19 protein-coding genes are annotated in these 21,667 nt (G+C 63.3%); 13 read left to right on the top strand and 6 right to left on the bottom strand.

Features of this window, described 5'->3' with window-relative positions:
- Positions 1–67 precede the first annotated feature (67 nt).
- Complete coding sequence (gene gcvP, locus IF690_RS28545; RefSeq protein WP_202698314.1) at positions 68–2,941, top strand: aminomethyl-transferring glycine dehydrogenase; 2,874 nt, start codon at positions 68–70, stop codon at positions 2,939–2,941.
- Positions 2,942–3,018: 77 nt separating this feature from the next.
- Here gcvP and IF690_RS28540 read toward each other — a convergent pair whose 3' ends face one another.
- A complete protein-coding gene (locus tag IF690_RS28540) occupies positions 3,019–3,336 on the bottom strand; it encodes a DUF2388 domain-containing protein (protein ID WP_202698313.1) in 318 nt (105 codons plus the stop codon).
- Between the two features lie 207 nt (positions 3,337–3,543).
- On the opposite strand from IF690_RS28540, the gene IF690_RS28535 reads away from it, so the two are divergent.
- Entirely contained in the window at positions 3,544–4,524 is a 981-nt protein-coding gene (locus tag IF690_RS28535) for a hypothetical protein (RefSeq protein WP_202698312.1), read from the top strand.
- Between the two features lie 9 nt (positions 4,525–4,533).
- Here IF690_RS28535 and tfpB read toward each other — a convergent pair whose 3' ends face one another.
- Both tfpB and IF690_RS28525 read right to left on the bottom strand, forming a co-directional pair.
- Positions 4,534–6,312 (bottom strand): type IV pilus assembly ATPase TfpB, encoded by a 1,779-nt coding sequence (tfpB, locus tag IF690_RS28530; protein ID WP_202698311.1) that lies wholly within the window; start codon positions 6,310–6,312, stop codon positions 4,534–4,536.
- Positions 6,313–6,438: 126 nt separating this feature from the next.
- Positions 6,439–6,759: an ACT-like domain-containing protein gene (locus tag IF690_RS28525; protein WP_009051391.1), complete on the bottom strand. Its 321-nt coding sequence runs from the start codon at positions 6,757–6,759 to the stop codon at positions 6,439–6,441.
- Positions 6,760–6,883: 124 nt separating this feature from the next.
- Between IF690_RS28525 and IF690_RS28520 the strand changes: the two genes are divergently transcribed.
- Positions 6,884–7,354, top strand: a complete 471-nt coding sequence (locus IF690_RS28520) for an Lrp/AsnC family transcriptional regulator (RefSeq protein ID WP_007928270.1) — start codon at positions 6,884–6,886, stop codon at positions 7,352–7,354.
- A gap of 81 nt (positions 7,355–7,435) precedes the next feature.
- Here the strand turns inward: IF690_RS28520 and IF690_RS28515 are convergent, their stop codons facing one another.
- Positions 7,436–8,803, bottom strand: coding sequence for a CYTH domain-containing protein (locus IF690_RS28515; RefSeq protein WP_202698310.1), 1,368 nt, complete (start codon positions 8,801–8,803; stop codon positions 7,436–7,438).
- Positions 8,804–8,961: 158 nt separating this feature from the next.
- Between IF690_RS28515 and argE the strand changes: the two genes are divergently transcribed.
- The 10 genes from argE (at position 8,962) to IF690_RS28465 (ending at position 19,282) form a co-directional block, all read left to right on the top strand.
- On the top strand, positions 8,962–10,110 hold the full coding sequence (argE, locus tag IF690_RS28510) for an acetylornithine deacetylase (protein WP_202701765.1): 1,149 nt from the start codon (positions 8,962–8,964) through the stop codon (positions 10,108–10,110).
- A 145-nt stretch (positions 10,111–10,255) separates the two neighbouring features.
- Complete coding sequence (argA, locus tag IF690_RS28505) at positions 10,256–11,554, top strand: amino-acid N-acetyltransferase (RefSeq protein ID WP_202698309.1); 1,299 nt, start codon at positions 10,256–10,258, stop codon at positions 11,552–11,554.
- 508 nt (positions 11,555–12,062) lie between these two features.
- The gene (locus IF690_RS28500) at positions 12,063–13,436 is read left to right on the top strand and encodes an OprD family porin (protein ID WP_202698308.1); all 1,374 of its coding nucleotides are present in this window, start codon (positions 12,063–12,065) and stop codon (positions 13,434–13,436) included.
- A 272-nt stretch (positions 13,437–13,708) separates the two neighbouring features.
- On the top strand, positions 13,709–14,347 hold the full coding sequence (locus IF690_RS28495; RefSeq protein WP_009051386.1) for a peroxiredoxin: 639 nt from the start codon (positions 13,709–13,711) through the stop codon (positions 14,345–14,347).
- Positions 14,348–14,600: 253 nt separating this feature from the next.
- A complete protein-coding gene (ssuE, locus tag IF690_RS28490; protein ID WP_202698307.1) occupies positions 14,601–15,194 on the top strand; it encodes an NADPH-dependent FMN reductase in 594 nt (197 codons plus the stop codon).
- A gap of 90 nt (positions 15,195–15,284) precedes the next feature.
- Positions 15,285–16,253, top strand: a complete 969-nt coding sequence (locus IF690_RS28485) for a sulfonate ABC transporter substrate-binding protein (RefSeq protein WP_023967917.1) — start codon at positions 15,285–15,287, stop codon at positions 16,251–16,253.
- Between the two features lie 25 nt (positions 16,254–16,278).
- Positions 16,279–17,427, top strand: a complete 1,149-nt coding sequence (ssuD, locus tag IF690_RS28480) for an FMNH2-dependent alkanesulfonate monooxygenase (protein WP_202698306.1) — start codon at positions 16,279–16,281, stop codon at positions 17,425–17,427.
- A gap of 9 nt (positions 17,428–17,436) precedes the next feature.
- The gene (gene ssuC / locus IF690_RS28475; RefSeq protein ID WP_502710159.1) at positions 17,437–18,225 is read left to right on the top strand and encodes an aliphatic sulfonate ABC transporter permease SsuC; all 789 of its coding nucleotides are present in this window, start codon (positions 17,437–17,439) and stop codon (positions 18,223–18,225) included.
- Positions 18,222–19,028: an aliphatic sulfonates ABC transporter ATP-binding protein gene (gene ssuB / locus IF690_RS28470; protein ID WP_202698304.1), complete on the top strand. Its 807-nt coding sequence runs from the start codon at positions 18,222–18,224 to the stop codon at positions 19,026–19,028. The genes ssuC and ssuB overlap by 4 nt, the downstream gene beginning before the upstream one ends.
- A gap of 38 nt (positions 19,029–19,066) precedes the next feature.
- Complete coding sequence (locus tag IF690_RS28465) at positions 19,067–19,282, top strand: TOBE domain-containing protein (protein WP_023967920.1); 216 nt, start codon at positions 19,067–19,069, stop codon at positions 19,280–19,282.
- A gap of 160 nt (positions 19,283–19,442) precedes the next feature.
- Here the strand turns inward: IF690_RS28465 and IF690_RS28460 are convergent, their stop codons facing one another.
- Positions 19,443–20,087, bottom strand: coding sequence for a TetR/AcrR family transcriptional regulator (locus IF690_RS28460; protein ID WP_202698303.1), 645 nt, complete (start codon positions 20,085–20,087; stop codon positions 19,443–19,445).
- A gap of 120 nt (positions 20,088–20,207) precedes the next feature.
- A complete protein-coding gene (locus IF690_RS28455) occupies positions 20,208–21,584 on the bottom strand; it encodes a glutamine synthetase family protein (protein ID WP_202698302.1) in 1,377 nt (458 codons plus the stop codon).
- Positions 21,585–21,667: the final 83 nt, after the last annotated feature.

Here is a 21,667-nt window from a genome sequence, read left to right as displayed (position 1 = left end):
GATCGGCTGCTATGCTGCTTTGACCGTGTTCCATCGACGCCGAGCGCCGCCTGAGAGAGAGCCCGTCATGTCCCAGTTGCCGTCCTTGAGCCAGTTACGCGATCCCAATGCCTTTCTGCGGCGTCACCTTGGGCCCGACGCCGCCGAGCAGCAAGCGATGCTCGACAGCCTGGGCCTGGGCAGCCGGGTCGAGCTGATCGAGCAGACGGTGCCGCCGGGCATCCGTTTCAACCGTCCGCTGGACCTGCCGCCGGCGCTGGACGAGCAGGCCGCCCTGGCCAAGCTGCGCGGTTATGCCGAGCAGAACCAGGTCTGGACCAGCCTGATCGGCATGGGTTATCACGGCACCCTGACCCCCACGGTGATCCTGCGCAACGTGCTGGAAAATCCCGGCTGGTACACCGCCTACACACCCTACCAACCGGAAATCGCCCAGGGCCGGCTCGAAGCCCTGCTCAATTTCCAGCAACTGACCATCGACCTCACCGGCCTGGAGCTGGCCAACGCTTCGCTGCTGGACGAAGCCACGGCCGCCGCCGAAGCCATGGCCCTGGCCAAGCGCGTGGCCAAGTCGAAAAGCAATCTGTTCTTCGTCGACCAGAACTGCCATCCGCAGACCCTCTCGGTGGTGCAGACCCGCGCCGAAGGGTTCGGCTTCGAACTGGTGGTCGACACCCTGGACAACCTCAAGCGACACCAGGTGTTCGGCGCCTTGTTGCAGTACCCGGACACCCATGGCGAGATTCGCGACCTGCGGCCGCTGATCGATCACCTGCACGCGCAGCAGGCGCTGGCCTGCGTGGCCGCCGACCTGTTGAGCCTGTTGCTGCTGACGCCGCCGGGCGAGCTGGGGGCCGACGTGGTGTTCGGTTCGTCCCAGCGTTTTGGCGTGCCCATGGGTTACGGCGGGCCCCACGCGGCGTTCTTCGCCAGCCGCGAGGAGTACAAGCGGGCGATTCCGGGGCGGATCATCGGCGTGTCCAGGGATGCCCGGGGCAACGTGGCGCTGCGCATGGCCCTGCAAACCCGCGAGCAACATATCCGCCGCGAGAAGGCCAACTCGAACATCTGTACCGCCCAGGTGCTGCTGGCCAATATCGCCAGTTTCTACGCGGTCTATCACGGCCCGGAAGGTCTGCGGCGCATCGCCCAGCGTGTCCACCGGTTGACCTGCATTCTCGCCGCCGGCCTTGAGCGCAAGGGCATCGAGCGGCTGAACCGGCAGTTCTTCGACACCCTGACGCTGGAGGTCGGCGGCAGCCAGACGGCGATTATCGAGAGCGCCAAGGCCGCACAGATCAATCTGCGGATCCTCGGGCGCGGGCACCTGGGCCTGAGCCTGGATGAAACCTGCGACGAGAGTACCGTTGCCCGCCTGTTCGATGTGTTCCTCGGCGCCGACCACGGGCTGGACGTGGCGCAACTGGACGCTGAAAGCCTGGTCCCGGGCATTCCCCAGGATCTGCTGCGCAGCACGCCTTACCTGAGCCATCCGGTGTTCAACAGCCATCACAGCGAAACCGAGATGCTGCGCTATCTCAAGCAGCTGGAGAACAAGGACCTGGCGCTGAACCAGTCGATGATCCCGCTGGGCTCCTGCACCATGAAGCTCAATGCCAGCAGCGAGATGATCCCCATTACCTGGCCCGGCTTCGCCAACCTGCACCCCTTTGTCCCGCCGGAGCAGGCGCTCGGCTATTCGCTGATGATCGAGGAACTTGAACGCTGGTTATGCGCCATTACCGGCTTCGACGCGATCTGCATGCAGCCCAACTCCGGGGCCCAGGGCGAGTACGCCGGGTTGCTGGCGATCCGCAAATACCACGAGAGCCGCCAGCAGGGAGCGCGCAATATCTGCCTGATTCCCGCCTCGGCCCACGGCACCAACCCGGCCTCGGCGCAGATGGCCGGCATGCAGGTGGTGATCGTCGATTGCGACGACGCCGGCAACGTCGATCTGCAAGACCTGAAAGACAAGGCCCTGGCCGCGGGCGAACACCTGGCGTGCCTGATGGTCACCTATCCGTCGACCCATGGGGTGTACGAGGAGGGCATCGGCGAGATCTGCGAGGTGATCCACAGCCACGGCGGCCAGGTGTACATGGACGGCGCCAACCTCAACGCCCAGGTCGGGCTGACGCGGCCGGCCGACATCGGTGCCGACGTTTCCCACATGAACCTGCACAAGACCTTCTGCATTCCCCACGGCGGGGGCGGGCCGGGAATGGGGCCGATCGGCGTGCGTGAGCACCTGGCGCCGTTCGTGGCCAACCACCCGGTGGTGGCCATCGACGGACCGCTGCCGCAGAACGGCGCAGTCAGCGCGGCGCCCTGGGGCAGCGCGAGCATCCTGCCGATCAGCTGGATGTATATCGCCCTGATGGGACCGCAACTGGCGGATGCCAGCGAGGTGGCGATTCTCGCCGCGAACTACCTGGCCGAACACCTGAGCGGGGCCTTTCCGGTGCTCTACAGCGGGCGCAATGGTCGGGTCGCCCACGAATGCATTCTCGACCTGCGGCCGCTCAAGGCGCAGACCGGCATCAGCGAAGAGGACGTGGCCAAGCGCCTGATGGACTACGGCTTCCATGCGCCGACCATGTCGTTCCCGGTGCCGGGCACGCTGATGGTGGAGCCCACCGAAAGCGAATCCAAGGCCGAGCTGGACCGCTTTATCGAGGCCATGCTGAGCATTCGCGCCGAGATCGCCCAAGTCCAGGAAGGCAACTGGCCGGCCGAAGACAACCCGCTCAAGCGCTCGCCCCATACCCTGGCGGACATTGCCGGGGTCTGGGAGCGGCCCTACAGCATCGAGCAGGCGGTCATCCCCAGCCCCCATGCCAGGGCGCACAAGTACTGGCCGACGGTGAACCGGGTCGACAATGTCTACGGCGACCGCAACCTGTTCTGCGCCTGCGTACCGGTGGATGCCTATCGCTGAGCTCGAACGGCGGGCAAAAAAATGCCGCTCTTGTGAGCGGCATTTTTCGTTGCGTCAGCCTGGCTACAGGCTGGCGGTCACTGCTGGGCGACGGCGTTTTTCGCCAGGATGGCGTTGGCCAGCTCCATGTCGGTGGCCTGCAGGCCCGGGTTGTCGGCACGGACTTTCTGCATCGCGGCTTCCAGGTACGGACCGCGGATGTTGCCTTCACTGGCGACGAAGCTGCTGGCGTCGTCCTGGGCGGCGACGATCAACTTGTGATCCTTGGAAGTCAGGTAGGTGGAAGCGGTGGTGGCGCCGGTGGAAAGGATGTTACGCCAGAAGCTGTCGGCCATTGCCGAACCTACAGGCAGGGAAAGCAGGGCCAGGGTGGCGACAGCTGTTTTGAAACGCATGGTGGGTGACTCCAGCTAGGGGGAAAACTGAGCCCTTTGATAGGCGTTGGCCCGATTGAGTTCCCTGCTGCTCCAACAAGCTTTCGCCGGCGTGGACAGGGGCTGAACGACCTCTTCAGGAGCGGCCGCCGCTCCTCGCTACCAAGCCGATGTACTGGAACGCAGGGGCGGCATTTGCCACCATGGGCGACTTTCTCGACTGCACGGATGCTGGCCTTGATTTTTGGCGCGATGATCTACGCAACCCTGCTGAACCTGGTGTTGCTGTCCTTTATCGGACTGCCCTTGCTGCTGATAGCCTTGCTCATTCCGGCCTTCCGAAACCGGATGCGTCGTCAGCCCCTGCACTTCGGTGCGCTTGCAGGGGTATGCGCAATCATCGTGGTTTGCACACTGTGGAAAATCCACCGTGACGATCAATTGAGTAAGGCGCTCCATCCGCAACTTGAGCAGGACGTACAGCTTGATGGCCTGCCGTTGCCCGCAGGTGCCAAGCTGAATCTGGAAACACTTGAACCTCTGGATTCGCAAGGCCAGCCGCAACCTCACGGACTGCGCAGTCTCTATTACGCCAAATTCGCTGCACCACACACCATCAACGGTGTGGAGGTTACAGAGTTGCAGATGTACGGCAGCGGCCCTTTCTCAAAGATGCTGCTGAGCCGTGACCAGGTCGTCGCGGGCTGGCCCTGCGCCGGCGGCACCTGGGTAACGCTGGACATTGCCGACGCGGACCGCTTGCAGCCGAGCCGCTGGCGCTTCTCTGAATGCACCCTGGTGACCGGGGCCGATGTGGCAGGGGTGAAGTGGCCGAGCTCCAGCGAGGTCAGGCAGTACGACGGCAGGTTCAGCATCGACACCATCGGTCTGGCTTCACCGGCGGTGGTTATCCAGGGGATAGCGCTGTCGAGCCTGAGCCTGGATCTCGACAAGCAGCGGCAACCGGGACGTTGGAGCGGGCAACTGGCGCAAGACCTGACCCTGGGCGATTGGCACTACCCCCACCGCATGAGGGTTCGCCAGGACACGCCGGGTACCCTGATGTTCAGCCCGAGCAAATCGGACTCCGCGCAGAACCTGCGCACGGGGGAAACGCTCGATGCCGGGCGTTCGATACAGCAACGCAGGGAGAACGGCGCGGTGCTGTGGATCAAGCCCAATACCGGGTTGGGTGTCCTCGACTGGTAGCCGGACGGCTCATCGCTGCTCGCTTTGTGGCGTTACCCGCAATATCTCCTCGAGGGTGGTCAGTCCGGCCGCGACTTTCTGCGCCCCGGACAGGCGCAGGCTGCGCATGCCTTCCAAAAAGGCCTGGCGGCGTATGGCGAGCAGGTCGGCGTCGGCGCTGATCAGGGCTTTGAGGCTGTCGCTCAACTGCATGATTTCATACACCCCGGCGCGGCCCCGGTAACCGGTATCGCGGCATTCCAGGCAACCGGTGGCGCCGTGGGCATGGCTGGGCAGCGGTGCCTGCCAGGGCCGGGTCAGGTTTTGCCAGTCGCCTTCGTCCAGGGTCAGCGGGGTCTTGCAGTGCGGGCACAGGGTGCGCACCAGGCGCTGGGCCATGACCCCGAGCAGCGTGGCCTTGATCAGGTAGGGCGCGACGCCCAGCTCCAGCAGGCGGCTGATGGCGCCGGGCGCATCGTTGGTGTGCAGGGTCGACAGCACCAGGTGGCCGGTGAGGGCGGCCTGGATCGCCATCTCCGCGGTTTCCAGGTCGCGGATCTCGCCGATCATGATGATGTCCGGGTCCTGGCGCATCAGCGCGCGCACGCCGCTGGCGAAGGTCAGCTCGATGTTGTGCTGGACCTGCATCTGGTTGAACGCCGGCTCGACCATCTCGATCGGGTCCTCGATGGTGCAGAGGTTGACCTCCGGCGTCGCCAGTTTCTTCAGGGTGGTGTACAGGGTGGTGGTCTTGCCCGAACCGGTGGGGCCGGTGACCAGGATAATGCCGTTGGGCTGGCGGGTCATTTCCTGCCAGCGCCGCAGGTCATCGCTGGAGAACCCCAGCTGGTCGAAGTCCTTGAGCAGCACCTCGGGGTCGAAGATGCGCATGACCATTTTCTCGCCGAAAGCCGTAGGCAGGGTCGACAGGCGCAACTCCACTTCGCCGCCTTCCGGGGTCTTGGTCTTGACCCGGCCGTCCTGGGGTTTGCGTTTTTCCGCGACGTTCATCCGGCCCAGGCTCTTCAGGCGGCTGACCACGGCCATGGTGACCTGGGGCGGGAACTGATAGACGTTGTGCAGCACCCCGTCGATGCGAAAGCGCACGGTGCCTTGCTCGCGGCGCGGCTCGATGTGGATATCGCTGGCCCGCTGCTGGAACGCGTACTGGAACAGCCAGTCGACGATATTGACGATGTGCGCGTCGTTGGCGTCGGGCTCCTGATCGCTGGCGCCGAGGTTGAGCAGTTGTTCGAAGTTGCCCGGGGCGTTGCTTTTCTGGTCGGCGCTGGCCCCGGTGACCGACTTGGCCAGGCGGAAGAATTCCACGGTCAGGCGCTGGATTTCCACCGGGTTGGCCACCACCCGCTTGATCGGCAGTTTCAGCACATGGGTCAGGTCGGCTTCCCAGGCGCTGACGTAAGGCTGGGCGCTGGCCACCGTGACGGCTTCGGCGTCGATCGACACCGCGAGGATCTTGTGGCGTTGGGCGAAGGCGTAGGACATCAGCGGGGTGACGGCGGCGACGTCGATTTTCAGTGGGTCGATGCGCAGGTACGCCTGGCCGGCCTGTTGCGCCAGCCACAGGGTCAGGCTTTCCAGGTCCAGGCGTTTGCCGGGCCGGCGGAGGTCGTCCAGGTGCTGGCTGGCGAGAAACTCCAGCGGGTGCAGCTGACTGTTGGCGGCGTTGCGGCGGGTGGTCAGGGCGTGTTCGGCCGAGTCCTGGCTGATGAAACCCTGGGCGACCAGGTCGCGCAGCAGATCGTTGAGATCCAGCCAGCGGTCCTGGGTAACGAGAGGAACGGACATGCGGGCTCCTTGTGAACAATCCGGCAGCGGGCGGGTTAGATGCGCCTCTGACCACGCAATGCCAAGAATAGTCCCGGGATGGCGACCGTCAGTCGCCCAAGCATTGCAGGGTTTTGCCAGGCGTCCTCAGCCGGCGGCCTGCAGTGGCTCGCGCTCGGCGAGTTGCAGTTGTACCGAGCACACGCTGACCAGGTTGCGCAGTTTTTCCGCGATGACTTGCGCACGGTGCCAGCTCAGGCCGTCGAGCAGCACTTCCATCAGCAGCGAACCGTCCTGCTGTTGCACCTGGACCTGTTGCGGCAGCAGGGACTGCAGGGCGAAATGATTGAGCACCCGGCACAGCACATCGGCTTCGGCATCGGTGACCAGTTGGTAATGCACCCGGCAATGGGTGTTGGCGACATTCCACACATCGGCGCGGGAACTGACGGCTTCGAGAGGGGGCATGGGATTCTCCGGATCAATGGAGAAATTTTTACATTCGGTTGCAGGTATTTCTTATCTAAGATGGGGGTATTTTCGAAGTTGTCGAATCATGTGATTCGTATTTTTTGGTTATTGGGGAATATCTATGCATAGCGAACTGGACGCCTACGACCGCCGCATCCTGGCCCTGCTGCAAGAGGACGCTTCGCTGTCCAGCGCGCAGATCGCCGAGCAGGTGGGGTTGTCCCAGTCACCTTGCTGGCGGCGGATCCAGCGGCTCAAGGAAGAGGGGGTGATCCGTGGCCAGGTGACCTTGCTCGACCGCAAGAAGATCGGCCTCAACACGCAGATCTTCGCCGAGGTCAAACTCAACGCCCACGGCCGTTCCAACTTCACCGAGTTCACCGAGGCGATCCGCGGTTTTCCGGAGGTGCTGGAGTGTTATGTGCTGATGGGCGCGGTGGATTTCCTGCTGCGCATCGTCACGGCGGACATCGAGGCATACGAGCGTTTCTTCTTCGAGAAACTGTCGATGGTGCCGGGGATTCAGGAAGTGAATTCGATCGTGGCGCTGTCGGAGATCAAGTCCACGACGAGTTTGCCTGTTCTGCGTTGATGCGGCTGCGGCCATTGCGAGCAAGCTCGCTCCTACACAGAGCGCTTTCCTGTAGGAGCGAGCTCGCTCGCGATGAAGCTCTTACATGCGCAGCAAGGTCTTCCACGCGCGGTTCTGGAACACCGTGATCGCCTGTTGCTTGCGGGCATCCAGGGCTTCGTCGGTGATCGGCTCGTTGGCCAGTTGCGCCAGCTTGTTCAACTCGCCGTACAGACGGTCCAGCTCCGGGATCTCCAGCACGTGACGCGCGTGATGCAGCCAGGACTGGATGCGTTCGATGCGCGGCAACTGCTCGGCCAGGTCTTCCGGCTGTTGCTGGTAGCGGGGCAGTTGCAGGGCGCTGGCTTCGTCGGCCAGCAGGCGCGGCAACCAGCTGCCCAGTTGCGCCGCACCCTGGCGGTTGCCACGGGTATTGCGCTCGGCGGTCCAGCTACGGGCCAGCAACCAGCGCGAGGTGTTCAGCGAGAACAAGCCCCAGCGCACATCCTGCAGCTCTTCGATGAACTGCTCGGGTGCGGCCTTGCGCACGTCTTCGTCGTCCAGGCCGGCTTGCACCAGCGGGCGCCAGTCTTCCAGCAGGCCGTCCAGCGACGCGCGCAACTCGGCGGTCGCCTGGCGCGGCGCGGCCTGGCCCAGGCTGCTGACCAGGGCGCGCAGTTCCGCCAGGTTCTCGACCCAGTCCTGCAGCAAACGCCAGTGACCGTTGAAGCGATATTGCTCGGCCAGGCGCTGGCTGCTGCCCAGCAGGTGCCAGGTCAGTGCCGCGAAGGCGTCGTCCAGCGACGTTTCCGCGCTCAGTTCCGGGGCGGGCAGGCTCAGGGAGTAGCTGTTGGCGTCGAACAGGCGGTAGCCGCGCTCGGCCTTGCTGATGTCGCAGGGCATCAGCGGCAGGCTGGCGGCCAGTTCGGCGGCCAGGTCCAGCAGGGCGGCCGGTTCGCCTTCGCGCAGTTCCAGTTCCAGCTCGCAGATCTCTTCCTTCTGCTTGCCGGCGATCACGTGGCCCAGGTCCAGGGCGGCTTCGATCACCACCTTGGCCTTGCCGCGGCCCCAGGCGATTTCCGCACGTTCGCGGACGAAGTCGGTGGTGAAGATCGGCTTGAGGGTTTTCTTGTCCAGCCCGGCCAGTTGCTCGGGCCAGCATTCGCCGTCGAGTTTCTTCAGGTCGAGCTTGGCTTTGGCCAGGTGCCAGTCGTACTCGTTGCGTTCCGACAGGCCGGCGACGCTCTGGCCGCGGGTCTTGAGGGTCTGGATCACTTCTTCGCCGTCGCGGCGCAGGCGCAGGGCGACCTTGGCGCGGGCCAGGTCGCGCTCGGGCGTGTCGAAGTACTGGTTCATCAGTTCGCGGTGTTCCCAGCCACTTTTGTTGCGTTTTTTCAGGAGCGGGTGCTCACGCAGGGCGGCGAGGGTTTCGCGGCTGACGCGGAGTTTGATTTCGGTTTCTTTCTGCATGGCCGGAAAATCCAGGATCGGGAGCGCAGCCGGGGGAATGTGTGGCTGCCAAGGTCGTGCAGTGTACAGGACTCGCCGCGTCGAGGTGCCGTGGCGGTTTATTCCTGCCGCAGGATGGCTCTATGATGGACTTCATCTTTGAACCCGGGAGCCAGCGCATGCCATTGCCGTCCATGAAAGAGCAGTTCGCTGCGCTGATTGCCACACCTTCGGTCAGCTGTACCCAGCCGGCGCTGGATCAGTCCAATCGTGCGGTCATCGATCTGCTGGCGAGCTGGCTCGGCGACCTGGGTTTTGCCTGCGACATCCAGCAGGTCAGCCCCGGCAAGTTCAATCTGCTCGCCAGCTTCGGCAGCGGCCCCGGCGGCCTGGTGCTGGCCGGGCACAGTGACACCGTGCCCTACGACGGCGCGCTGTGGCAGACCGACCCGCTGAAGCTCACCGAGGTCGACGGGCGCTGGGTCGGCCTGGGCAGCTGCGACATGAAAGGTTTTTTTGCCCTGGTCATCGAGGCGGTCCGGCCGCTGCTGGAGCAGCCCTTCAAACAACCTTTGCTGATCCTCGCCACCTGCGACGAGGAAAGCTCCATGGCCGGCGCCCGGGCCCTGGCCGAAGCCGGCCGGCCGTTGGGGCGCGCTGCGGTGATCGGCGAGCCGACCGGGTTGCGGCCGATCCGCATGCACAAAGGCGTGATGATGGAGCGCATCGATATTCTCGGGCGCAGCGGCCATTCCTCCGACCCGAGCCTGGGGCACAGCGCCCTGGAAGCCATGCACGATGCCATCGGCGAGCTGCGCGGCTTGCGCCTGGCGTGGCAGCGCGAATTTCGCAACCCGCAGTTCAGTGTGCCGCAGCCGACCCTGAATCTTGGGTGTATCCACGGTGGCGACAACCCGAACCGCATCTGCGGCCAATGCTCGCTGGAATTCGACCTGCGGCCGTTGCCAGGCATGGACCCGCAGGCGCTGCGGGCGGCCATCCGGCAGAAGCTGGAGCCCGTGGCCGAGCGGCACCAGGTGAAGATCGACTATGCGCCGCTGTTCCCCGAAGCACCGGCCTTCGAGCAAGCCGAAGACTGCGAACTGGTGCGGGTGGCCGAGCGCCTGACCGGGCATCGCGCCGAAGCAGTGGCGTTCGGCACCGAAGCGCCTTATCTTCAGCGCCTTGGCTGCGAAACAGTGGTGCTGGGCCCGGGCGACATCGCCTGTGCTCACCAGCCGGGGGAATACCTCGAAATGTCACGCTTGCAGCCTACCGTGCATCTACTACGTGAACTGATTAACCATTACTGCCTGACGCCGGCCTGATTTCTACTAAATCACCGACGGCCAAGCCCGTACCTCAAGGAGAGCGAGCGTGTCGCCAAGCCTGTTCCGACGATAACCACCAGCCCGCTGTGCGTTTTCCCGTTTCGTCCTTTTATAGGCTGCTTCTTATTTACAGGCTCAGGTTATGCCCGATTACGTCAATTGGCTTCGTCACGCTTCTCCTTATATCAATGCCCACCGCGACTGCACCTTCGTGGTCATGCTGCCCGGCGACGGCGTAGAACATCCGAACTTCGGCAACATCGTCCATGACCTGGTGCTGCTGCACAGCATGGGCGTGCGCCTGGTGCTGGTGCATGGCTCGCGTCCACAGATCGAAGCCCGCCTGGCCGCGCGCGGCCTGACCCCGCATTACCACCACGGCATGCGCATCACCGATGCGGCGACCCTGGAATGCGTGATCGACGCCGTCGGCCAGTTGCGCATCGCCATCGAAGCACGGCTGTCCATGGACATGGCGTCCTCGCCCATGCAGGGCTCGCGGCTGCGGGTCGCCAGCGGCAACCTGGTGACCGCCCGGCCGATCGGCGTGCTCGAAGGCATCGACTATCACCACACCGGTGAAGTGCGCCGGGTCGACCGCAAGGGCATCAACCGTCTGCTGGACGAGCGCTCGATTGTCCTGCTGTCGCCCTTGGGCTATTCGCCGACCGGGGAAATCTTCAACCTCGCCTGCGAAGACGTCGCCACCCGCGCGGCCATCGACCTGGCTGCCGACAAGCTGCTGCTGTTCGGCGCCGAGCGTGGCCTGCTGGATGAAAGCGGCAATCTGGTGCGCGAGTTGCGTCCGCAACAGGTGCCGGCGCACTTGCAGCGCCTGGGCAGCAACTATCAGGCGGAGCTGCTGGATGCCGCGGCCGAGGCTTGCCGGGGGGGCGTAGGGCGTAGCCATATCGTCAGTTACGCCGAAGACGGCGCGCTGCTGACCGAACTGTTCACCCGTGACGGTGGCGGTACGCTGGTGGCCCAGGAGCAATTCGAACGGGTCCGCGAGGCGGCCATCGAGGACGTCGGCGGTCTGCTGGATCTGATCAGTCCGCTGGAAGAGCAGGGCATTCTGGTGCGGCGTTCCCGCGAGGTGCTCGAGCGTGAGATCGAGCAGTTCAGCGTAGTCGAGCGCGAGGGGATGATCATCGCCTGTGCCGCGCTCTACCAGATCGCCGACTCCGACGCCGGGGAGTTGGCCTGCCTGGCGGTGAACCCGGAATACCGCCACGGCGGCCGCGGCGACGAACTGTTGGAAAGGATCGAAACCCGGGCCCGGGCCCAGGGCCTGAAAACCCTGTTTGTCCTCACCACCCGTACCGCTCACTGGTTCCGTGAGCGCGGTTTTGCCCCTAGCAGCGTCGAGCGCCTGCCGTCCGCGCGGGCCTCGCTGTACAACTACCAGCGCAACTCGAAAATCTTCGAAAAAGCCCTCTGAGCTTCATCCCGTTCGGCAACCCGCTCTTGACAGGAGCGGGTTTTTCGCTTTCGCTGCCGAGCTTGATTTATGTTTCAGAAAAATAAATGCGTGCGATACAAAAACTGTAACAAATTGACGGGACTATCGGCGCCTAGCCATTATTGCGTCGCCTTTTCGATACTGGTTGACGTATCTGGCTTATGTTTTAACTGATCGATCTAAAGATCAGTGGGGAAATACCATTCAGGAATTAAATGGGGTGCCGATACCTTGTGCCACGGCTCGAATGAGCATGCCTGTATATATTCCTGAATGGTATGAAAAAGGATGAAATAATTCTTTTTGGGATTATGAGAAGTTCATTACCCTGCAAGAACCCAATCACCGCGATTAGACCTTGGTCGTAGACACAGTTGGTTACGATTGACTTATGGGTCACGGTCTGGCGCTAATCGCCCACCGATGGACCCGGGGCAGCAGACCCTGGGCCTGAGTACACAAGAATTAGAAACGAGAGGAGCGAAACATGAACAAGTCCACCTTGGCCCTGGCTGTGGCCGTTGGGGTTCTGGCGCAGCAGGCAGGCGCCGCCGGTTTCATCGAAGACAGCAAGGCCACTCTGGGTCTGCGTAACTTCTATATCAATACCGATAACCGCGATGCCGACACCAAGGCGTCCGGCGCACAGAAAAAGTGGGAAGAGTGGGGCCAGGGCTTCCAGCTCAACTTCACTTCCGGCTACACCGAAGGCACCGTCGGTTTCGGTCTCGACGCCATCGGCCTGTTGGGCATCAAGCTGGATTCGGGCGGCGGCACCAACGGCGCCTCTGCTACCTCTTATGGCGGCACCGTCTTCCCGAGCGAGTCCAACGGCAAAGCGGTCGATAACTACTCCAGCCTGGGCCTGACCGCCAAAGCCAAGATCTCCCAGACCGAACTGAAGCTCGGCACCCTGCAGCCAAAACTGCCAGTCATCGTGACCAACGATGGTCGTATGCTGCCGCAAACCTTCCAGGGCGGTCAGATCACCTCGAACGACATCAAGGACCTGACACTGGTGGGTGGTCAGATCGAGCATGCCAAGGGGCGTAACTCCAGCAACAACGAAGAGCTGTCGATTGCGGGCGCCAACGCTCACACCGCTGCTGGTCGTGACAGCAACAAGTTCATCTACGGTGGTGGTGACTACAAGATCACTAAAGATCTGACCGCCCAGTACTACTACGGCAACCTGAAAGACTTCTACAAGCAGCACTTCGTTGGCCTGCTGCACAACTGGGCTATCGGCCCGGGTGTATTGAAGTCTGACCTGCGCTACTTCAACAGCCGTGACGACGGTGCCAACGGCCACGATCCGGCCTACTACACCACCGGTGACTACGGTACCGGCATCACCAAGGGCAAGGTTGATAACAACCTGATCAGCGGCCTGTTCCTGTACTCGGTTGCCGGCCATACCTTCGGTGGTGGCTATCAGGTGAGTAACGGTGACAGCGATTTCCCTTGGCTGAACCAGGGTGACGGTTCGTCGGCTTACCTGACGACTGACATGCAGATCGCCAAGTTCGCCCGTGCTGGTGAACGTACCTGGCAAGCTCGCTACTCCTACGATTTCGCCAAGGTAGGTCTGCCTGGCCTGACTGCCGGTGTGATCTATCTGCGTGGCGACAACATCGATACGACTGGCAAAGAGGGTTCCGTTACCCCTCAGCGTTCCGTTTCGGCTACCAACGCCAGCGAGTGGGAACGCGACCTGACCGTGGCCTACGTGATTCCGGAAGGTCCGCTGAAGAACCTGGGCCTGACCTGGAAAAACGCCATGTGGCGTAACGACATTCCGGGCCAGCGCTCGCAGGACGAAAACCGCCTGATCGTCAGCTACTCGATCCCGCTGTTGTAATCCGACGTTGAAACCTCGCCCGGCGCAATGCCGGGCGAGGTGTTGTCATCCAGGTCGGACCCACCCCCGCAGGTCCTCCCTGAAACCCCTCTTTACAGCTACTCAAGGCCTTCTCGAACCTTGTCGAGGATGGTGTGCCCTGGGTGTGCGCGAATCCAGTGAAGAGATTTTTAATATTCACTTATCGTCTAAATAAATCGATATTTATTCTTTTTAAATATTCCCAGGCGCAGGCACAGTGGGGCTCATAACGCACTCACAGGAGCAGCAACATGAGCCTCAGACTTGGCGACATCGCCCCCGACTTCGAACAGGATTCCAGTGCTGGCAAGATTCGTTTCCACGAGTGGCTCGGCGACAGTTGGGGCGTGCTGTTTTCCCACCCGGCGGACTTCACCCCGGTGTGCACCACCGAGCTGGGGTTCACCGCCAAGCTCAAGGACCAGTTCGCCGAGCGCGGCGTGAAGGCCATTGCCCTGTCGGTGGACCCGGTGGACTCGCACCACAAGTGGATCGAGGACATCAACGAAACCCAGAACACCCTCGTCAACTTCCCGATCCTGGCCGACGCCGACCGCAAGGTCTCCGACCTGTACGACCTGATCCACCCGAATGCCAACGACACCCTGACCGTGCGTTCGCTGTTCGTCATCGACCCGAACAAGAAGGTGCGCCTGACCATCACCTACCCGGCCAGTACCGGGCGCAACTTCCACGAGATCCTGCGGGTGATCGACTCGCTGCAGCTCACCGACAACTACAAGGTGGCCACCCCGGCCAACTGGCAGGACGGTGACGAAGTGGTGATCGTGCCGTCGCTCAAGGACGAAGAGGAAATCAAGAAACGCTTCCCCAAGGGTTATCGCGCGGTCAAACCCTACCTGCGCCTGACGCCACAACCGAATCGCTGACACCAAGGGCCTGCAGGCGCGAACCGGCATTGCCGCCGCTTGCGGGTCATGTACCGCTTCCACAAAGCAGGGGTTTTAAGGCCGTTTCGACGGCCTGTTTTTTGCCTGGAGAATGGCTTTTCTTATATTCATTTAAAGAATAAACAAATGAATAAATAAGATTTATGGATATATGAATAGGCTGTTAAGGTCTGCTCAGCTCAGCGAGATCGCAAACCGCGAATCGCCCATTACCGCTAAAGGAAACCTCTGCATGCTGGTCGTCTCACTCGGTGGCAGTCCCAGCCAACGCTCCCGCTCCGGGGTGCTGCTGGAACACGCCAAACGCTGGTTGCAGCAACAAGGTGTGGAAGTGGTCGACTATCAGGTCCGGGATTTCCCGGCCGAGGATCTGCTCCACGCGCGCTTCGACAGCCCGATGGTGATCGACCTGTTGCAACAGATCGAACAGGCCGACGGCTTGCTGATCGCCACGCCGGTCTACAAGGCATCGTTTTCCGGCGCGCTGAAAACCGTGCTCGACCTGCTGCCGGAACGCGCCCTGAACCACAAGGTGGTGCTGCCGATGGCCACGGGCGGCAGCATCGCCCACATGCTGGCGGTGGACTACGCGCTCAAGCCGGTGCTGTCGGCCCTCAAGGCCCAGGAGATGCTCCAGGGCATCTTCGCCGAGGACAGCCAGATCGCCTATGGCGAAGGCAGTGCCCAGGCGCAGCTGGCGCCGGCACTGGCACAGCGTCTGCGCGAAGCCCTGGAACAGTTCCACGGCGCCATGGCGCGGCGTCCCAAGCCGCTGGACCCGAATCTGTTGAATGACCGTTTGTTGAGTGCTCGCTGGAGCATTTGAGCCCCACCCGGAATTTGCATCACTCGCCTTACTTAGCCGCCAACGGCCTAGCAGGTGCAGCCAAAACCCAACCGCAAAAAGGAGAGCGCCATGCGCCCTGTGATTTTGCGTCGTGGTCTGGTCGCTCTGTTTGCTGCGGCTGTGTCCTTCGGCGCCATCGTTCAAGCCCAAGCGGCCGAGACCCTGCGTATCGGCTATCAGAAGTACGGCACCCTGGTGCTGCTCAAGGCCAAGGGCTCGCTGGAGAAGCGCCTGGCGGAGCAGGGCGTGCAGGTGCAATGGACCGAGTTCCCCGGTGGCCCGCAACTGCTGGAAGGGCTGAACGTCGGCTCCATCGACTTCGGTGTCACCGGCGAGACCCCGCCGGTATTTGCCCAGGCCGCCGGCGCCGACCTGTTGTACGTGGCCTACGAGCCACCGGCGCCGACCAGCGAAGCGATCCTGGTGCCCAAGGACTCGCCGATCAAATCGGTAGCCGAGCTCAAGGGCAAGAAGGTGGTTCTCAACAAGGGTTCCAACGTGCACTACCTGCTGGTCCGCGCCCTCGAAGACGCCGGCCTCAAGTACAGCGACATCCAGACCGTATTCCTGCCGCCCGCCGATGCCCGCGCCGCCTTCGAGCGTGGCAGCGTCGATGCCTGGGTGATCTGGGACCCCTATCAGGCGGCGGCCGAGAAGCAGCTGCAAGCCCGCACCCTGCGTGACGGCAGCGGCATCGTCGACAACCACCAGTTCTACCTGGCGACCAAACCCTACGCGCAACAACACCCCGAGGTGATCAAGGCCCTGGTGGAGCAAGTGCGCGCGGTGGGCGAATGGTCCAAGGCCAACCCGGACGAGGTGACCCAGCAGGTGGCGCCACTGCTCGGCCTGCCGGCGGACATCACCCTGACCTCGGTGAAACGCCAGGGGTATGGCGCGAACTTCCTGACCCCGGACGTGGTGGCGGCCCAGCAGAAAATCGCCGACAGCTTCCACCTGCTCAAGCTGATTCCCAAGCCCCTGAACATCAAAGACGTGATCTGGACGCCTCCAGCCGCCGTTGCCAAAGCGCCGTAACTCGATCCCCTTAGGAGACAACTCCATGAGCCTCAATATTTTCTGGTTCCTGCCTACCCACGGCGACGGTCATTACCTTGGCACCGCCGAAGGCGCTCGCGCCGTCGACCACGGTTACCTGCAGCAGATCGCCCAGGCGGCCGACCGCCTCGGTTTCGGCGGCGTGCTGATCCCCACCGGGCGTTCCTGCGAGGATTCCTGGCTGGTGGCGGCCTCGCTGATCCCGGTGACCCAGCGCCTGAAATTCCTGGTCGCCCTGCGCCCCGGGATCATTTCCCCGACGGTGGCGGCACGCCAGGCGGCAACCCTGGATCGCCTGTCCGGCGGCCGGGCGCTGTTCAACCTGGTGACCGGTGGCGATCCGGACGAACTGGCCGGCGACGGCCTGTTCCTCAGCCATGAAGAGCGCTACCAGGCTTCGGTGGAATTCACCCGTATCTGGCGTCGGGTGCTGGAAGGCGAAACCGTCGACTACGACGGCCAGCACATCAGCGTGAAGGGCGCCAAGCTGCTCTATCCGCCGCTCCAGCAACCGCGTCCGCCGTTGTACTTCGGCGGCTCCTCGGAAGCCGCGCAGGACCTGGCCGCCGAGCAGGTGGAGATGGTCCTGACCTGGGGCGAACCGCCGGCCGCGGTGGCCGAGAAAATCGAGCAGGTCCGCGCCAAGGCCGCCAAGCAGGGGCGCAGTGTGCGCTTCGGCATTCGCCTGCACGTGATCGTGCGTGAAACCAACGCCGAAGCCTGGCAAGCGGCCGAACGCCTGATCTCCCATCTGGACGACGACACCATCGCCCGGGCCCAGGCTTCCCTGGCGCGCTTCGACTCGGTCGGCCAGCAGCGCATGGCGGCCCTGCACGGCGGGCGCCGCGACAAACTGGAAGTCAGCCCCAATCTCTGGGCCGGTGTCGGCCTGGTACGGGGTGGCGCGGGCACCGCGCTGGTCGGCGATGGCCCGACCGTGGCGGCGCGGATGAAGGAGTACGCGGACCTGGGTATCGACACCTTTATCTTCTCCGGTTATCCCCACCTGGAAGAGTCGTACCGGGTGGCCGAGCTGCTGTTCCCGCACCTGGATATCGAGCGTCCCGAGCTGCCCAAGGGCGCCGGGTACGTCAGCCCGTTCGGCGAAATGGTCGCCAACGACATCATTCCCAAAGCTGCGTCCCAGAGCTGAGGCGTGGCCATGAACAGACAATCCTTGTGCCATCGCCTGGCACCCTGGGCCCTGCCGCTGCTGTTGCTGGCGGTGTGGCAGTTGGCGGTCTCGGCCGGCTGGCTGTCGACGCGAATCCTGCCGGCACCCAGCGCGGTGATCGAAGCCGGGGTCGGCCTGGTGCGCAGCGGCGAAATCTGGACCCACCTGGCGATCAGCGGCTGGCGCGCGGCGATCGGCTTCCTGATCGGCGGCAGCATCGGCCTGGCCCTGGGCTTCATCACCGGCCTGTCGAAGTGGGGCGAACGCCTGCTCGACAGCTCGGTGCAGATGATCCGCAACGTGCCGCACCTGGCGCTGATTCCCCTGGTGATCCTGTGGTTCGGCATCGACGAGTCGGCGAAGATTTTCCTGGTGGCCCTGGGCACCCTGTTCCCGATCTACCTGAACACCTACCACGGCATCCGCAACGTCGACCCGGCGCTGGTGGAAATGGCGCGCAGCTATGGCCTGGCAGGCTTCGCCCTGTTCCGCCAGGTGATCCTGCCCGGCGCCTTGCCTTCGATCCTGGTGGGCGTGCGCTTTGCCCTGGGCTTCATGTGGCTGACGCTGATCGTCGCGGAAACCATCTCCGCCAGCTCCGGCATCGGTTATCTGGCGATGAACGCCCGGGAATTCCTGCAGACCGATGTGGTGGTGCTGGCCATCGTCATGTACGCCGTGCTCGGCAAACTGGCGGACCTCGCCGCGCGCGGCCTGGAACGTGCCTGGCTGCGTTGGCATCCGGCCTATCAAGTGGCCAAGGGCGGTGCGCAATGACGGCTCAACAACCTCCACGCCTGCTGCGCGGCATTCCGCTGGTGGTGCGCAAGCTGCAAAAGACCTTCGGTTCGCGCACGGTGCTGCGCGAGATCGACCTGCATATTCCGGCCGGGCAATTCGTCGCGGTGGTCGGCCGTAGCGGCTGCGGCAAGAGCACCTTGCTGCGCTTGCTGGCCGGCCTCGACAAACCCACTGGCGGCGAACTGCTGGCCGGGGCCGCGCCGCTGAGCCAGGCCATCGAGGACACCCGCTTGATGTTCCAGGAGGCGCGCCTGCTGCCCTGGAAGACAGTCATCGACAACGTCGGCCTGGGCCTCAAGGGCGACTGGCGCCCCCAGGCCCTGGAAGCCCTGGAGGCGGTGGGCCTGGCCGATCGCGCCAATGAGTGGCCGGCCGCCTTGTCCGGCGGCCAGAAGCAGCGCGTGGCCCTGGCCCGGGCACTGATTCACCAGCCGCGCCTGTTGCTGCTGGACGAGCCCCTGGGCGCGCTGGATGCCCTGACCCGGATCGAGATGCAGCAACTGATCGAGCGCCTGTGGCAGCAGCATGGCTTCACCGTCCTGCTGGTGACCCACGATGTCAGCGAAGCGGTGGCGGTGGCCGACCGGGTGATCCTGATCGAAGAAGGCGAGGTCGGTCTCGATCTGCTGGTGGAGCTGCCGCGCCCACGGGTGCGTGGCTCCCATCGACTGGCGGCGCTGGAAGCCGAAGTACTCAACCGCGTGTTATCGCTGCCCGGCTCGCCACCCGAGCCGGAACCCGTTTCACCCTTGCCCACGCAATTGCGCTGGGCCCAGTAAACAACCTCACACCCTCTACCACGACAGGAATCAACATCATGACTATCAAGGCCATCAACGTTCGCAACCAGTTCAAAGGCACCATCAAGGACATCGTCGAAGGCGATGTGCTCTCGGAAATCGACGTGCAGACCGCCTCCGGCATCGTCACGTCGGTGATTACCACCCGTTCGGTGCGGGAGCTGGAACTGGCGATCGGCAGCGAAGTGATCGCGTTCGTGAAATCCACCGAGGTGTCGATCGCCAAGTTGTGATCGGTGCGCGACAACCGGCCCCGGATGGTGTGAGCCTTTCGGGGCTTTTTTGTGGGGCAGGGCTTGAGCGGTGTTGAGAGGTCAAGGCCGCCATCGCGAGCAAGCTTGCTCCAAGGATGGCGCTAACCTTTGTAGGAGCGAGCTGGCTCGCGATAGGGCGTCAGCCCGTCCGCGGTATCTCGCGCTTGGGCAGGTAGGGCGGCAGGTACAGCCCCAGGTAGGCATCGAACACCCGCATGCCTTCCTCGGCCATGCGCTCGGTGATCTGTCCATGCTGCTGGACCGAGCGCGCGTAGACACGGTCGCCCAGTTCCATGGCCAGGGCGAACACATCGACGTCCGCCGGCAGCGCCGGCAGCTGGAAGTGCTGGTCGAACAGCTTATGCATCAGGTCGCCCAGTTCGATGTCGTGCTGGCGGTCGGCCTGGGTGACCTCGGTGAGACCGTGCTGGGCCAGGATCAGCTGGCGGGCCGCGGCGTCGGCACTGTAGATGGCGAGCATGCGCTGTTCGACCAGCCGCGACAGGTCGTGCCAACTGCTCAGGGCCGCATGATCGATGGGCTCTTGCAGGCAGGCGCGGAATGCGGCGTGGATGTCGGCGGTCAGGGCTTCGAGCAGGGCGGGGACACTGGCGAAGAAGTGATAGACCGAGGAGGGCGGAATCTGTGCGCGCTCGGCCACGCTGTAGATCGACAGGCTGGCCACACCCTCGGCGGCAAGCAGGGTGCGGGCGGCATCGAGTATCGAGTCGATCCGGGCCTGGCTGCGTGCGCGGGGTTTGCGGGGGGTGGCTACGCGTGTCATGGGAGTCTCCTGCGGGGCAGCGGGCATTGTACGAGGCTTGCCCGCGATCCGCCGCAAGGCGGCCATAAAAAAACGCCACGGGCCTTTGCGGCCTGTGGCGTCGTTTTTTGCTACAGCCGCTTACACGGTGTGCAGGTACCAGTTGTATTCGAGGTCGGAGATCGAGTGTTCGAACTCCTCCAGCTCGCTTTCTTTACAGGCCACGAAGATATCGATGTATTTCGGGTCGATGTACTTGGCCATGACTTCGCTGTCGTCCAGCTCGCGCAGTGCGTCGCGCAGGTTGTTCGGCAGGCTCTGCTCGTTCTGCTCGTAGCTGTTGCCTTCGGTCGGCGCCGGCGGCTCGATCTTGTTGACCAGACCGTGGTGCACGCCTGCCAGGACCGAAGCCATCAGCAGGTACGGGTTGGCGTCGGCGCCGGCCACACGGTGTTCCAGGCGGACCGCGTCGGCGGAGCCGGTCGGTACGCGCAAGGCGACGGTGCGGTTGTCCAGGCCCCAGCTCGGCGAGTTCGGCACGTAGAACTGCGCGCCGAAACGACGGTAGGAGTTGACGTTCGGGCAGAGGAAAGCCATCTGCGCCGGTAGGGTCTCGAGCACACCGCCGATCGCGTGACGCAGTGCGGCGTTCTGCTCGGGATCCTCGCTGGCAAAAATATTCTTGCCGTCCTTGTCCAGGACCGAAATGTGGACGTGCAGACCATTACCCGCCTGGCCTGGGTAAGGCTTGGCCATGAAGGTGGTGTCCATCTCATGGTCGTAGGCGATGTTCTTGATCAGACGTTTGAGCAGTACCGCATAGTCGCAGGCCTTGATCGGGTCGGCGACGTGGTGCAGGTTCACTTCGAACTGCGCCGGAGCACTTTCCTTGACGATGGCGTCGGCCGGGATGCCTTGTTCTTTCGCGCCTTCGAGAATGTCCTGCAGGCAGTCGACGTATTCGTCGAGGTCGTCGATCAGGTAGACCTGGGTCGAATGCGGGCGCTTGCCGGAGATCGGCGAGCGTGGCGGTTGTGGCCGGCCATTCACGTTTTCCTGGTCGATCAGGTAGAACTCCAGTTCAAACGCGGCGCAGATGGTCAGGCCCAGCTCGTCGAACTTGGCCACGACTTGACGCAGCACTTCGCGCGGGTCGGCGAAGAAAGGGTCGCCTTCGAGTTCGTGCATGGTCATCAGCAGTTGCGCGGTAGGGCGCTTCTGCCAGGGTTCATTGCACAGGGTATCGGGAATTGGATAGCAGATTCGATCGGCGTCGCCGATGTCCAGGCCCAGGCCGGTGCTTTCCACCGTCGAGCCGTTGATATCCAGGGCAAATAAAGAGGCCGGCAGGTTGATGCCTTTCTCGTAAACCTTGTGGAGGCTGGTGCGTTCGATGCGCTTGCCGCGCACCACACCATTCATATCCGCAATCAGAAGGTCAACGTACAGAACCTCAGGATGTTCCTTAAGGAACGCGTTCGCTTCGTTAAGCTGAACGGCACGCGGGGGTACCGACATGATGCAACACCTTTGTTGTTAAAAATATCAATCATTGATCTTTTCAGGTTTCAGTCAACCCGAACGGCATGCCGAAGTCAAGC

Origin of the sequence: Pseudomonas sp. SK3(2021) (assembly GCF_016772375.1) — a bacterium.
Taxonomy (GTDB): Bacteria; Pseudomonadota; Gammaproteobacteria; order Pseudomonadales; family Pseudomonadaceae; genus Aquipseudomonas; species Aquipseudomonas chlororaphis_I.
This window is presented reverse-complemented; position numbering and strand designations above follow the sequence as displayed.

Excerpts from the sequence above, each read along its gene's own strand:
- IF690_RS28495 (WP_009051386.1), top strand. The coding sequence starts at position 13,709 with ATGAGCCTCAGACTTGGCGACATCGCCCCCGACTTCGAACAGGATTCC.
- ssuE (WP_202698307.1), top strand. The coding sequence starts at position 14,601 with ATGCTGGTCGTCTCACTCGGTGGCAGTCCCAGCCAACGCTCCCGCTCC.
- argA (WP_202698309.1), top strand. The coding sequence starts at position 10,256 with ATGCCCGATTACGTCAATTGGCTTCGTCACGCTTCTCCTTATATCAAT.
- IF690_RS28465 (WP_023967920.1), top strand. The coding sequence starts at position 19,067 with ATGACTATCAAGGCCATCAACGTTCGCAACCAGTTCAAAGGCACCATC.
- IF690_RS28455 (WP_202698302.1), bottom strand. The coding sequence starts at position 21,584 with ATGTCGGTACCCCCGCGTGCCGTTCAGCTTAACGAAGCGAACGCGTTC.
- tfpB (WP_202698311.1), bottom strand. The coding sequence starts at position 6,312 with ATGTCCGTTCCTCTCGTTACCCAGGACCGCTGGCTGGATCTCAACGAT.
- ssuB (WP_202698304.1), top strand. The coding sequence starts at position 18,222 with ATGACGGCTCAACAACCTCCACGCCTGCTGCGCGGCATTCCGCTGGTG.
- IF690_RS28500 (WP_202698308.1), top strand. The coding sequence starts at position 12,063 with ATGAACAAGTCCACCTTGGCCCTGGCTGTGGCCGTTGGGGTTCTGGCG.
- ssuD (WP_202698306.1), top strand. The coding sequence starts at position 16,279 with ATGAGCCTCAATATTTTCTGGTTCCTGCCTACCCACGGCGACGGTCAT.
- IF690_RS28460 (WP_202698303.1), bottom strand. The coding sequence starts at position 20,087 with ATGACACGCGTAGCCACCCCCCGCAAACCCCGCGCACGCAGCCAGGCC.
- IF690_RS28540 (WP_202698313.1), bottom strand. The coding sequence starts at position 3,336 with ATGCGTTTCAAAACAGCTGTCGCCACCCTGGCCCTGCTTTCCCTGCCT.
- gcvP (WP_202698314.1), top strand. The coding sequence starts at position 68 with ATGTCCCAGTTGCCGTCCTTGAGCCAGTTACGCGATCCCAATGCCTTT.
- IF690_RS28535 (WP_202698312.1), top strand. The coding sequence starts at position 3,544 with ATGCTGGCCTTGATTTTTGGCGCGATGATCTACGCAACCCTGCTGAAC.
- argE (WP_202701765.1), top strand. The coding sequence starts at position 8,962 with ATGCCATTGCCGTCCATGAAAGAGCAGTTCGCTGCGCTGATTGCCACA.
- ssuC (WP_502710159.1), top strand. The coding sequence starts at position 17,437 with ATGAACAGACAATCCTTGTGCCATCGCCTGGCACCCTGGGCCCTGCCG.
- IF690_RS28520 (WP_007928270.1), top strand. The coding sequence starts at position 6,884 with ATGCATAGCGAACTGGACGCCTACGACCGCCGCATCCTGGCCCTGCTG.
- IF690_RS28515 (WP_202698310.1), bottom strand. The coding sequence starts at position 8,803 with ATGCAGAAAGAAACCGAAATCAAACTCCGCGTCAGCCGCGAAACCCTC.
- IF690_RS28485 (WP_023967917.1), top strand. The coding sequence starts at position 15,285 with ATGCGCCCTGTGATTTTGCGTCGTGGTCTGGTCGCTCTGTTTGCTGCG.
- IF690_RS28525 (WP_009051391.1), bottom strand. The coding sequence starts at position 6,759 with ATGCCCCCTCTCGAAGCCGTCAGTTCCCGCGCCGATGTGTGGAATGTC.